Origin of the sequence: Bradyrhizobium sp. 1200_D9_N1_1 (assembly GCF_052075915.1) — a bacterium.
Lineage (GTDB): Bacteria > Pseudomonadota > Alphaproteobacteria > Rhizobiales > Xanthobacteraceae > Bradyrhizobium > Bradyrhizobium diazoefficiens.
The window spans coordinates 4,989,473-5,002,098 of the sequence record NZ_CP197226.1; the positions used below are offsets into that span (position 1 = coordinate 4,989,473).

Sequence of the window (12,626 nt, forward strand, 5' to 3'; positions counted from 1 at the left end):
CGCCGGTTTTACCTTCGGCGCGGATTCGCCGAGACGGAGCAGGCGGGCGCCGCTCACATCGCAATGAAGAAGGACATCGGCTAGCGCGCCGACGCTTCGCGCAGGAATTTCACGAGCGCAGCGTTGACCTCGTCGGGCCGCTCCTGCTGCACCCAATGGCCGGCGCCTTCGATGATCAGTTTTCGTGTGAGATTTGGCAGCACGCGCTCGAGTTCGTTGACGCGCTTGGCGCCGATCAGGCCTGTGATGACGGCGTCTTTCGAACCGGCAATGAAGAGGGACGGCTGGTGGATCTGCGCATCCTGCCAGGGCGCCGTCAGCTCCCAGTTGCGGTCGAGGTTGCGATACCAGTTCAGCCCGCCGCGGAAGCCGGATTTGCGGAATGTCTCGGTGAAGTAGGCGAGGTCGGCCTCGCTCAGCCAGTCCGGTAGCGGCTCATCGGCAGTCGCGTGGCCGAGAAAGCCCTTACCCTCCTGCACGAACATGGCCGCGGAGGGATCGGCGAGGCCGCGTCCGCCGAGCACGATGCGCATGGTGCGGGCGACGTCGCGCTCGAGCTCGACTTCGGCGACGCCGGGCACCTGGAAATACTGCCAGTAGAAGTTGGTCACGCCGCCCTGACGCAGCAGGTCGAGCGGCTTGCCGCGGCCGCGGAATGGCGGTGGCACGCTCAGGCCCGCCACCGCCGTGAAGATGTCGGGGCGGAACAGCGCCGCGTGCCAGGCGACCGGCGCCCCCCAATCGTGGCCGACTACCATGGCCTTGCTCTCGCCAAGCGCCTGCACGAGGCCGACGATGTCACCGACCGTGTCGAAGATCGAATAGGCGCTCACGTCGGCCGGCGCCGCGCTCTGGCCGTAGCCGCGCATGTCGGGGGCGACGACGTGAAACCCGGCGGCCGCCAGCGCCGGGATCTGGTGGCGCCAGGAATAGGACAATTCCGGCCAGCCATGGCACAGCACGACCAGCGGTCCCTGGCCGGCCTCGCGGATGAAAAGGTCGATCCCGTTGGCCTTGATCACGCGGGTGGAAGACATCGCTTTTCCGCCTTGTTTCAGGGGTTTGGTCGAGAAATGTGAGGTGCCACGATAGGGGCGTGACGAGAATCGTGCAATCTCGGGTTCCGGCACCAGCCTCATGTTGTTCGCGCCAGTTCCAACTGTTAGAACGCCGCTCTCAGGGCTTGGCCATGGCATTTCGTTTCATTTCGCTACGTCGCAGCCGCTTCACCTCCGGCATGCTGGTGCGCGCGCTTGTCGCCGGGCTGCTGCTCGCGAGCCTCGGCTGGTGCGGCGTGCTCTACGCCGCCAACCAAAGCATCCAAGGCGCCAAGAAGGCGGAAGATACCGGCTTTGACGGCGATGCCCCCACCGCGATCCTGATCGAGGCCTCCAGCGGCAGCGTGCTGTTCGAGAAGAACGCCGACGAGCTGCGCGCGCCGTCCAGCATGATGAAGCTGATGACGGCGGAGGTCGTCTTCAACGCCATCCAGAAGGGCGACATCAAGCTGACCGACGAATACCGGATCAGCGAGAACGCCTGGCGCAAGGGCGGGGCGCCGTCGGGCGGCTCGACCATGTTCGCCGCCATCAACAGCAAGGTCTCGGTCGACGATCTCCTGCATGGCGCGATCATCCAGAGCGGCAACGACGCCTGCATTGCGCTGGCCGAAGCCATGGCGGGCAATGAGCGCATCTTTGCCGCCGACTTCATGACCAAGCGAGCCCGCGAGCTCGGCATGACCAAGTCGACCTTCGGCAACTCCAACGGTCTGCCAGACCCCGGCAACAAGATGACGGTGCGCGAGCTCGGCATCCTCGCCCGCCACATCATCCTGGACTTTCCGGAGTTCTACAAACTGTTCGGCGAGAAAGAGTACACCTGGAACAAGATCCGGCAGCCCAACCGCAATCCGCTGCTCAACTCGATGGAAGGCGCCGACGGCCTCAAGACCGGCTACACCAAAGAGGGCGGCTATGGCATGGTCGGCTCGGCCGTGCAGAATGGCACGCGGCTGATCGTCGTCGTCAACGGGCTGGAAGACCCCGAGGATCGCGCCACGGAAGCCAAGAAGATGCTGGAATGGGGCTTTCGCAATTTCGAGACCCGCACGCTGATCGCGGCCGACCAGCCTGTCGGCTACGCCAAGGTGTTCGGCGGCGAGAGCCGCTCGGTGAAGCTGATCGCCAAGACGCCCGTGAAGGTGATGGTGCACAAGAACGGCAGCGACAAGCTGATCGCGCGCGTCGTCTATAGTGGCCCGGTGCGGGCCCCGGTCGAAGCCGGCCAGAAGGTCGGTGTGGTGAAGGTCTGGCGCAGCGGCAACATCGCGGTGGAGACGCCGGTCTATGCGGCTGAAGCGATCGGCACCGGCTCGACGATGCGCCGCGCCATCGACGGCGCCAGCGAGCTCGTGATCGGCATGTTCCGCGCAGGCGCCGAGAAGCTCTGACCATGAGTGACAGTGCGGTACAGCGGTCGTCCGGACGCGGACGCTTCATCACCTTTGAGGGCGGCGAGGGGACTGGCAAGTCCACCCAGATCAAGAAGCTCGCCGACCGCCTCAAGGCAGCAAGGATGCGCACCCTTGTGACGCGCGAGCCGGGCGGCTCGCCGGGTGCCGAGATCATGCGCCATTTGGTGCTGTCGGGCATGGGCAAGCTGCTCGGCCCCGAAGCCGAGACGCTGCTGTTCGCGGCCGCGCGCGATGACCATGTCCACACCGTGATCGAGCCCGCGCTCAAGCAGGGCATTTGGGTGCTGTGCGACCGCTTCGCCGACTCGACGCGCGCCTATCAGGGCAGCCTCGGCAGCGTTTCTCCCGGTCTGATCAACGCGATGCAGCGCGTTACGATCGGCGATCTCAAGCCGGACCTCACCATCATCCTCGACCTGCCGGTCGAGATCGGCCTCCAGCGCGCCGCCGCCCGTCGCGGCAGTGGCACGCCTGACAGGTTCGAGGGCGAGCAGCTCAGCTTCCACCAGGGCCTGCGCGAGGCCTATCGCAAGATCGCCGCGGACGAGCCCGCGCGCTGCGTGCTGATCGACGCCAATTCCGATCCGGATACGGTCGCAGGCCGCGTCTGGAGCGCACTTCGCGATCGTCTCCTTCCGACGCCGGCCTCGGTGGTGTCGGTATGAGTCCGCGTCAGGCAGAGCGCGAGAGCGCCATTCCGCATCCGCGCGAGACCAGCCGTCTGTTCGGCCATCGCGAGGCCGAGACGGCGCTGCTGTCGGCCTATCGCAGCGGTCGCATCCCGCACGCCTGGCTGATCGGCGGGCCGCAGGGGATCGGCAAGGCGACGCTGGCCTACCGCATGGCGCGCTTCGTGCTGGCGCACGGCCAGCCGCTGGCGGACGTCGTGCAGCGCGCCGAGAGCCTGGCAGTCGACCCTGATGACGCCGTGGCGCGCCAGGTCGCCGCAGAGTCCCATGGCGGGCTGCTGACACTGGAGCGCACGGCGAACGACCGCGGCGTGATGCGCACCGTGATCACCGTGGACGAGACGCGCGAGACGATCTCGTTCTTCGGCTCGACGGCAGCAGCCGAAGGCTGGCGCGTTTGCATCGTCGACACGGTCGACGAGCTCAATCCGAATGCGGCTAACGCGCTTCTGAAGATCTTGGAGGAACCGCCGCAGCAATCGCTGTTCCTGCTGGTGAGCCACGCGCCCGCGCGCGTGCTCGCCACAATTCAGTCACGCTGTCGCAAGCTGCGCCTGCGGCCGCTCGGAACGGACGAGGTGATCAGTGCCGCCGCGGAAGCGGCCGGCCTCGCTCCGACCGATCTGGCGTTGCGCGAGGCGGCGGAGGCTTCGGAGGGCAGCGTCGCGCGGGCGCTGACGCTGCTCGGCGGCGATGCGCTGAAACTCCAGCAGCGCACGGCGGCACTGCTTGCGCGATTGCCACAGGTCGATCCGCGCGAATTGCACACGCTCGGCGATTCGCTCGGCACCAGCGACCGCGTCGCGCTTGCGGCCTTCATCGACGGCATCGACCGCTGGATCGCGGAACGGCTGCATGCGGATGAGGCCAATGCCAACCAGAACCTGCCGCGCCTTGCGCGCCTAGCTGAGGTATGGGAAAAGATCGTCCGCGCCGCGCGCGACACCGAAACCTACAATCTGGAGCGAAAGCCCTTGGTTTTCTCGGTGTTCGGCTGGCTGGCGGACGCAACGCGCTAGAGCATGATCCGGAAAAGTGTGTAGCGGTTTTCCGAGAGGATCATGCTCAAAACAATAACCTAACGCAGGTTCGCTTCCAAATTTTGAGAAGCCGGTAAAGGAATTCGTCGTGGCAACGCGAGCTAAAAAATCCGTCAAGCGCAAGAGCGGCAAGAAAGCTGCGAAGAAGGCCACCAAAAAGGCCGTGAAGGCGCTTGCGCGCAAAGCTGCCAAGAAGGTCAAGAAGACCAAGAAGGCTGCCGCCAAGAAGGGCGTGAAGAAGAGCGCTGCGAAGACGGCAAGGAAGGCCGGCAAGAAGGCTGCGAAGAAGCAGGTCGGCGCCAAGAAGGCGGTGAAGAAAGCGGCCAAACAGCCGGCCAAGTCTCCTACAAAGAAGGCTCCTGCGAAGAAGGCAAAGGTGACTGCGGCTGCCGTGACCGCCGCACCGACGCCTGTCGCCACGCCGCCGAAGGCTGTGAAGCCCAATGTGTCGAAACCCAAGGCGCCCCGCGCGCCGAAGCCGGTTGCGGCTCCGCAAGCCGCCGTGCCCGCAGCGGCCCCCGCGCGCGACAACGTCTTCTACATCACGACCGCGATCGCCTATCCCAACGGCAACCCGCATATCGGCCACGCCTATGAGGCGATCGCCACCGACACGCTGGCACGCTTTGCGCGGCTCGACGGCAAGGACGTGTTCTTCCTGACCGGCACCGACGAGCACGGCCTGAAGATGATTCAGACCGCGCAGAACGAGGGCCTGACCCCGTCCGCGCTCGCGGCCCGTAACGCGGCCCGCTTCAAGGCGATGGACGAGCGGCTCAACGTGTCGTTCGACCGTTTCATCCGCACCACCGAAGAGCAGCACCACCGCTCCACCCAGGAGATCTGGCGGCGCATGGAAGCGAACGGCGACATCTATGCCGACACCTATGCGGGCTGGTACTCGGTGCGCGACGAAGCCTACTACGCCGAAGACGAGACGCGCCTGAACGACGACGGCGTGCGCCTCGGGCCGCAAGGCACGCCGGTCGAATGGGTCGAGGAGAAGAGCTACTTCTTCCGCCTGTCCGCCTATCAGGAGAAGCTGCTCAAGCTGTACACCGATAATCCCGATTTCATCGGCCCGGACTCGCGCCGCAACGAGGTGGTGAGCTTCGTCAAGGGCGGACTGCGCGATCTCTCGATCTCGCGCACCACCTTCGACTGGGGCGTCAAGGTGCCCGGCGACGAAGAGCACGTGATGTATGTCTGGGTCGACGCGCTCACCAACTACATCACCGGGGTAGGCTTCCCCGACGAAAGCGACAAGAACTGGCGCTACTGGCCGGCCGATGTGCACATCATCGGCAAGGACATCATCCGCTTCCATGCGGTGTACTGGCCGGCGTTCCTGATGTCGGCCGGCATTCCCGTGCAGAAGCGGGTCTATGCCCACGGCTTCCTGTTTAACAGGGGCGAGAAGATGTCGAAGTCGGTCGGCAATGTCGTCGATCCCTTCAACCTCGCCGACCAGTATGGCGTCGACCAGATGCGCTATTTCTTCCTGCGCGAGGTGCCGTTCGGCCAGGATGGCAACTACAACCACGAGGCCATCGTCGCGCGCATCAATGCCGATCTCGCCAACGATCTCGGCAACCTTGCACAGCGCTCGCTGTCTATGATCGCCAAGCAACTCGGCGGCGTGCTGCCGGAGCCGGGTGAGTTCAGCGACAACGACAAGGCCATCCTGGCGATGGCCGACGGCATGATCGCAGCAAGCCGCGAGGCGATGGCGACGCAGCAGATCCATCACTGGCTCAACGCCGTATGGGCCGTGGTCGCGGAAGCCAACCGCTATTTCGCGGGCGAGGCGCCGTGGGCGCTCGCCAAGACCGATCCTGCCAGGCAGAAGACGGTGCTCTATGTCACCGCCGAGGTCGTGCGCCAGATTGCGATCCTGGCCCAGCCGGCGATGCCGACCGCCTCGGGATTGCTGCTCGATAGCCTCGGTGTCCCCGGGGGCGAGCGCAATTTTGCGGCGCTCGGCGGCGCCAAGCGCATCGCGCCCGGCTCGACGCTGCCCGCGCCGACGCCGGCCTTCCCGCGCTACATCGAGCCGGCGGCCTAAGGCGTTCGCGCGATGCTTGTCGACAGTCATTGCCACCTGGATTTTCCCGATTTTGCGGAAGATCTCGACGGGATCGTGTCACGTGCGCGAGCGGCCGGCATCGGCCGCATGGTCACGATCTCGACGCGGGTGCGAAAGTTGAACCAGCTTCTGGCCATCGCCGAGCGCTACGACGACGTCTACTGCTCGGTCGGCACCCATCCGCACAACGCGGACGAGGAGGACGGCATCTCGCCGGACGAGCTGATCGCGTTGACGCAGCATCCCAAGGTCGTGGCGCTCGGCGAGGCCGGGCTCGACTATTTCTACGACAACGGCTCGCCGGAAGCGCAGGCGAGGGGCTTTCGCGCCCACATCGCGGCTGCACGCGCGACCGGCCTGCCGCTGGTGATCCACACCCGCGAGGCGGACGAGGATTGCGGCCGCATCCTGGAAGAGGAGGTAGCACGCGGATCGTTTCGCGCCGTGCTGCATTGCTACACCGGCGGGCGCGAGCTGGCGCTGAAGGCGGTATCGCTCGGCCTGTACATCGGCTTCACGGGCATCCTGACCTTCAAGAAGTCGGAGGCGCTGCGCGCGCTCGCGGCCGAGTTGCCGGCTGACCGTATTCTGGTTGAAACAGACTCGCCCTACCTTGCGCCCGGCAAGTTCCGGGGCAAGCGCAACGAGCCGGCCTATGTGGTCGAGGTCGCAAAAGTGCTGGCTGAAGCGCGTGGCGTGTCGTTTGATGAGATCTCGCGCCAGACCACCGAAAACTTCTTCCGCCTGTTCTCCAAGGTGACAGCTTGATTCCGGGAGCCGCATGACGCTGACGCTGACGATCCTGGGCTGCGGCTCCTCCGCCGGCGTGCCGCGCCCGGCGCTCGGCTGGGGCGCCTGCGACCCGAGCAATCCGAAGAACCGCCGCCGCCGCTGCTCGCTGCTGGTCGAACGGACGTCCGAGCACGGCACCACGCGGATCGTGATCGACACCTCGCCGGACCTGCGCGAGCAATTGCTCTCGACCAATGTCGACCACATCGACGCGGTGTTCCTGACCCACGAGCATGCCGACCAGACCCACGGCATGGACGACCTGCGCTCGGTCGTCATGCACATGCGCCGGCGTATCCCGACCTACTTCAACCAGTCGACCGCCAAGGACATCCTGTCGCGGTTCTCCTATTGCTTCATCGCGCCGGAGGGCAGCGACTACCCGCCGATCCTGACGCGGCATTCGATCGAGGCGGGCGAAAGCCAGACCGTTCTGGGGAAGGGCGGCGCCGTGACGATGACGGCCTTCCTGGTGCAGCACGGCAACATTCCCGCGCTCGGATATCGCATCGGGGACGCCGCCTACACGCCCGACCTCAACGACATCCCGCGCGAGAGCTGGGGCGCGCTTGAAAACCTCGACCTCTGGATCGTCGACGGGCTGCGCTACACCAGCCATGTCAGCCATTTCAGCATCAACGACGCGCTGTCCTGGATCGAACGTTTCAAGCCGAAGCGCGCCGTCATCACCAACATGACGGCCGACGTCGATTACGAAGTCATCCGGCAGTCGCTGCCGCCGGGCGTGGTGCCTGCGTACGACGGCCTGCGGCTGGAGACACACTGAGCGCAGCAGCCTTGAAACGAGAGATCAGCTCAGGCGGTTATTGCCTTCGCTGATCCCACCTCGTTGCGCAGCAGGAATTTCTGGATCTTGCCCGTGGACGTCTTCGGGATCGGCCCGAACACGATTGCCTTCGGCGTCTTGAAGCCGCTCATGTGCGAACGGCAGAAGGCGATGATCTCGGCCTCGGTCGCGCTGGCGCCGTCCTTCAACTCGACGAAGGCGCACGGCACTTCGCCCCATTTCGGATCGGGCTTGGCGACCACGGCGGCGAACAGCACCGCCGGGTGCTTGTAGAGGATGTCCTCGACTTCGACCGAGGAAATGTTCTCGCCGCCCGAGATGATGATGTCCTTGGAGCGGTCCTTGATGATGACGTAGCCGTGCTCGTCGAGCACGCCGAGATCGCCGGTGTGAAACCAGCCGCCCTCGAAGGCCTCCTTCGTCGCCTTCTCGTTCTTGAGGTAACCCTTCATGACGATGTTGCCGCGGAACATGACCTCGCCGATGGTCTCGCCGTCGCGCGGCACCTCCTGCATGGTCTGCGGGTTGATGACGGTGACGCCTTCCTCGAGCGGGTAGGGCACGCCCTGCCTGCGCTTCATCCGCGCGCGCTCGGCCGGCGGAAGCTCGTCCCAGCCGGGCTGCTCGGCGCAGACGGAGGCGGGGCCGTAGACCTCGGTCAGGCCATAGACGTGGGTGAGCTTAATGCCGATGTTTTCCGCGCCTTCTAGCACCGCAACCGGAGGCGCGGCGCCGGCGATCAGGCCGACGACGCGGCGGGCGGCATTGCCCGTTGACGTTTCCTTGGGCGCGTCGGGGGCGTTGATCAGCGTGTTGTAGACGATCGGCGCGCCGCACATGTGGGTGACGCCGTGCTGCTTGATCAACTCGAAGATCTTGGTCGGCTCGACCTTGCGCAGGCAGACATTGATGCCGGCTGAGGCCGCGATGGTCCAGGGGAAGCACCAGCCGTTGCAATGGAACATCGGCAGCGTCCAGAGATACACCGGATGCTGGCCGAGATTGCCGGCAAGGATGTTGCTGACGGCGTTGAGATAAGCGCCGCGATGATGCGTGACGACGCCCTTGGGATTACCGGTCGTGCCCGAGGTGTAGCTCAGCGCGATCGCGTCCCATTCGTCCTTCGGCGGGATCGCGGTGAAATCAGGATCGCCTTGCGCGACGGCGGCCTCATATTCGATCTCGCCGATGCGCTTGCCCCCCTTGAAGGCGGGATCGTCGACGTCGATCACGAACGGCTTCGGTCCGCTCATCTGCGCGAGTGCGTCGGTGATGACGCTAGAGAACTCGGGATCGACCAGGATGATCCTGGCCCCGCCATGATCGAGCTGAAACGCGATCGACGGTGCATCGAGGCGGATGTTGAGCGCATTGAGCACAGCGCCCGTCATCGGCACCGCGAAGTGTACCTCGTTCATCGCCGGGATGTTCGGCAGCATCGCCGCCACGGTGTCGCCGACGCCGATGCCCTTGCCGGCGAGATACGACGCAAAGCGCCGGCAGCGCTCATAGGTCTGCGCCCAGGTGAAGCTGCGGCCTTCATAGACCGTGCTGACGTGATCGGGGTAGACCGCGGCGCTGCGCGCGAGAAAGCTCAGCGGGCTCAGCGGCACGTAGTTGGCGGGCGTCTTGTCGAGGCCGATATTGTACGGGTTCTGCCGTTCGCTCATCGACACCTCCTCAAAGCGCTTCAAAGAAATCCGATCGAGATCCAGGGGAAGATCGCGACGATGATCAGCCCCACCAGCAGCGCCAGCAGATAGCCCCAGATCGGCCTGATGCCTTCGGCCGGGTCAACGCGTCCGATGGCGCAGGCGGCATAATAGCCGACGCCGAAGGGCGGGGCGAATAGCCCGATACCCATGGCCAGAATGATCACCATCGCATAGTGCACTTCGTGCACGCCGACGGCGCGGGCGATCGGGAACAGCAGCGGTCCGAACAGCACGATCGCCGGGATGCCCTCCAGCACGCTGCCGAGGATGGTGAAGGCCAGGATGGACACGGCGATGAAGGTCGCCGCTCCCCCCGGCAATCCCGTCATGGCCGCCGCCAGCGAGCGCGAGAAGCCTGACTGCGTCAGGCCCCAGGCCATGCCGGTGGCCGTGCCGATGATCAGGAGGATCGCGCCCGACAGCGCCGCGGTCTCGACCAGCATCGGAAACAGCCGCCGCCAGTCGAAGCGGCGATAGACCAGGAGGCCGACCAGGGCGCCATAGACGATGCCGATGGTGGAGACTTCGGTGGCGGTGGCGATGCCCTCGACCACGGCGTAGCGGATCACGAAGGGCAGCGCGAGCGCGGGCAGGGCGACGATGAAGGTCCTGCCGATCTCGCCCCCCGTGGCACGGCGGACATGGCTCATGTCCTCGTGTCGGTAGCGCCACCACACCAGCATGCAGAGCGTGATCGCGAGCACGACGCCGGGCAGCAGGCCGCCGGTGAACAGCGCCGCGATCGAGACGCCGGTGACCGAGCCGATCGTGATCAGCACGAGGCTCGGCGGAATGGTCTCGGTCTGGGCCCCCGTCGCCGCTAGCAGCGCGACGAGATCGCCGGGGCGGGCGCCGCGCTGTTTCATCTCCGGGAACAGCACGGGCGCGACCGCGGCCATGTCGGCGGCCTTGGCGCCGGAGATGCCGGAGACCAGGTACATGGCGCCGACCAGCACGTAATGCAGGCCGCCGCGGACATGACCCAGCAGGCTCGCCAGGAACGCCACCATGGCCCGCGCCATGCCGGTCATCTCGATCAGCAGGCCCAAGAACACGAACAGCGGCACCGAGAGCAGGATGAGATGGCTCATGCCCTCGTCCATCCGCCCGATCAGCACCATGACGGGCGTGCGCGTGGTCAGCGCCAGATAGCCGAAGATCGCGAGGCCAAAGCCGAACGCAATGGGAACGCCGGCAAAGACGCAGAATCCGGCGACGCCGACGAAGAAGATGACGAGGTTGAGATTGCCGAGCGGCCGCAGATATGGCTGCGCCAGCCAGAAAAGGCCGACGACGACGGCAACGGAGATCACGGCCGTCAGCACCATGCGGACATCGGCGGCGCGCAGCAGCCGCAGCAGCGCGAACGCCGCCATCAGGCAGATGCCGGCCGGCAGCGCGGCGGCCCGCCAGATGTTCGGGATCTGGAGCGCCGGCGTGATGATGAAGCTTTCCTCGTAAGCGTAGTCCCAGGACGGCCACACGATCAGCGCCAGAAACGCCAGCGCCGCAGCGGTCGCGACCAGGTCGAGATAGGCCCGCATCGCGGGTCCGGCGCTTGCGACCACGGCGGTCATGCGCATGTGCTCGGAGCGGCGGAATGCGACCGCCGCGCCCAGCATGGCCAGCCACAGGAACAGGATTGAGGCGAGCTCGTCCGACCAGATCAGCGGTCGGTGCAGGCCGTAGCGCGCGACCACGCCGGCAAACAGGATCGCGATCTCGGCGACGACCAGGGTCGCCGCCGGGATTTCGACGGCGAGGCCGAGGACGCGTTCGAGCGAAGCCAGCAACGAAGGTCGGCGAGGGGACTGAACAGCCACCTCGCCCGCCGCTTCGGTCACCTCAACCTCGACATGAGCCATGACGGCCCCAACGCGTTACGAGAGCTTGCCGACGGCCTTCTCCAGCAGGTCCCAGGCCTGATCGCCATATTTGCCTTTCCACTCGGCATAGAAGCCGGCGGTCCGCAGCTTGTCGCGGAACGGCGCAACCGCGGGCTGGTTGAAGGTCAGGCCCTTGGCCGCGAGCTCCTGCTGGAGATTGGCATTGAGCTTGGCGGTATCCTCACGCTCCTTGACCGCGGCGGCGTTGATGTTCTTGGCGACGATCGTGCGGACGTCCTCCGGCAGCGCGCTCCAGGCGCGGCGGTTGGCCAGGAACCAGAAGCCGTCCCACATGTGGTTGGTCAGCGAGCAGTATTTCTGCACCTCGTAGAGCTTTGCGGTCGAGATGATCGCCAGCGGGTTCTCCTGACCCTCGACGATCTTGGTCTGGAGCGCGGAATAGACTTCGCTGAAATTGATCGAGGCGGGCGCTGCATCGAACGCCTTAAACATCGAGGTCCACAGCGGCGACACCGGCACGCGGATCTTGAAGCCCTTGAGGTCGTCGGGACCGGTGATCGGCCTGGTCGAGGACGTGGTCTGGCGGAAGCCGTTGTCCCAGATCTTGTCCATGACCTCGAGGCCGGCCTTCTTGATCTCGCCGCGGACATGGGCGCCGAGATCGCCGTCCATGGCCTTCCAGACCGTGTCGTAGTCCGGGAACGCGAAGCCGATGCCGTTGATGGACGCGGCCGGAACCAGGGTCGACAGGATCAGGCCCGACAGCGTGAAGAACTCGACGCCGCCGGAGCGGATCTGGCTCAGCATGTCGGTGTCGGAGCCGAGCTGGTTGTTCGGAAAGATCTGAAGGTCGAACTTGCCGTTCGTCTCGCTCTTGATCGCCGCCGCCATCTCCCTGGCGCGCACGTTCAGCGGATGGGTGTCCGGCAGGTTATTGGCGTATTTGTAGCTGAACTCGGCGCTCTGGGCGCGGGCCACGTGGGGCGCGCTGAGGCCGCCCAGGACCGCGGTCGCGGCGGAGGCCTTGAGAAGCGTGCGTCGGGAAAAGCTCATCGGTCTGCTTCCTCGGAAGGTTTGTTGTTGTTCTGAGACGCAAACCTATACGGATGGAAAGTCAGAAGGTCATCTGCGATCTCGCGAAGCCTCGCTTATTGCAGCCGGACCACGTCACCG

At 65.5% G+C, this 12,626-nt stretch carries 10 protein-coding genes; 6 read left to right on the top strand and 4 right to left on the bottom strand.

What is annotated here, in order from left to right; all coding sequences use genetic code 11:
• Positions 1–80: 80 nt before the first annotated feature.
• A complete protein-coding gene (locus AB5K84_RS24160; RefSeq protein ID WP_011087291.1) occupies positions 81–1,037 on the bottom strand; it encodes an alpha/beta fold hydrolase in 957 nt (318 codons plus the stop codon).
• 152 nt (positions 1,038–1,189) lie between these two features.
• Between AB5K84_RS24160 and AB5K84_RS24165 the strand changes: the two genes are divergently transcribed.
• From AB5K84_RS24165 to AB5K84_RS24190, 6 genes are all read left to right on the top strand, one after another.
• The gene (locus tag AB5K84_RS24165) at positions 1,190–2,452 is read left to right on the top strand and encodes a D-alanyl-D-alanine carboxypeptidase family protein (RefSeq protein ID WP_038967564.1); all 1,263 of its coding nucleotides are present in this window, start codon (positions 1,190–1,192) and stop codon (positions 2,450–2,452) included.
• A 2-nt stretch (positions 2,453–2,454) separates the two neighbouring features.
• Entirely contained in the window at positions 2,455–3,141 is a 687-nt protein-coding gene (gene tmk, locus AB5K84_RS24170; RefSeq protein WP_011087289.1) for a dTMP kinase, read from the top strand.
• A complete protein-coding gene (locus tag AB5K84_RS24175; RefSeq protein ID WP_011087288.1) occupies positions 3,138–4,184 on the top strand; it encodes a DNA polymerase III subunit delta' in 1,047 nt (348 codons plus the stop codon). Before tmk ends, AB5K84_RS24175 begins: the two co-directional genes overlap by 4 nt.
• Positions 4,185–4,293: 109 nt before the next feature.
• Positions 4,294–6,270, top strand: a complete 1,977-nt coding sequence (gene metG, locus AB5K84_RS24180; RefSeq protein WP_097532087.1) for a methionine--tRNA ligase — start codon at positions 4,294–4,296, stop codon at positions 6,268–6,270.
• Positions 6,271–6,282: 12 nt separating this feature from the next.
• Positions 6,283–7,059 carry a TatD family hydrolase gene (locus AB5K84_RS24185; RefSeq protein WP_011087286.1) on the top strand — a complete coding sequence of 259 codons (777 nt, stop codon included), beginning with the start codon at positions 6,283–6,285 and terminating at the stop codon, positions 7,057–7,059.
• 13 nt (positions 7,060–7,072) lie between these two features.
• Positions 7,073–7,870 carry an MBL fold metallo-hydrolase gene (locus AB5K84_RS24190; RefSeq protein WP_011087285.1) on the top strand — a complete coding sequence of 266 codons (798 nt, stop codon included), beginning with the start codon at positions 7,073–7,075 and terminating at the stop codon, positions 7,868–7,870.
• Positions 7,871–7,899: 29 nt separating this feature from the next.
• Here the strand turns inward: AB5K84_RS24190 and AB5K84_RS24195 are convergent, their stop codons facing one another.
• From AB5K84_RS24195 to AB5K84_RS24205, 3 genes are read right to left on the bottom strand one after another with little or no spacing between them, the layout of a single operon-like run.
• Entirely contained in the window at positions 7,900–9,561 is a 1,662-nt protein-coding gene (locus AB5K84_RS24195) for an acyl-CoA synthetase (protein ID WP_038967567.1), read from the bottom strand.
• Positions 9,562–9,581: 20 nt separating this feature from the next.
• On the bottom strand, positions 9,582–11,471 hold the full coding sequence (locus AB5K84_RS24200; protein WP_011087283.1) for a TRAP transporter large permease: 1,890 nt from the start codon (positions 11,469–11,471) through the stop codon (positions 9,582–9,584).
• Between the two features lie 15 nt (positions 11,472–11,486).
• Entirely contained in the window at positions 11,487–12,506 is a 1,020-nt protein-coding gene (locus AB5K84_RS24205) for a TRAP transporter substrate-binding protein (protein ID WP_011087282.1), read from the bottom strand.
• Positions 12,507–12,626 lie beyond the last annotated feature (120 nt).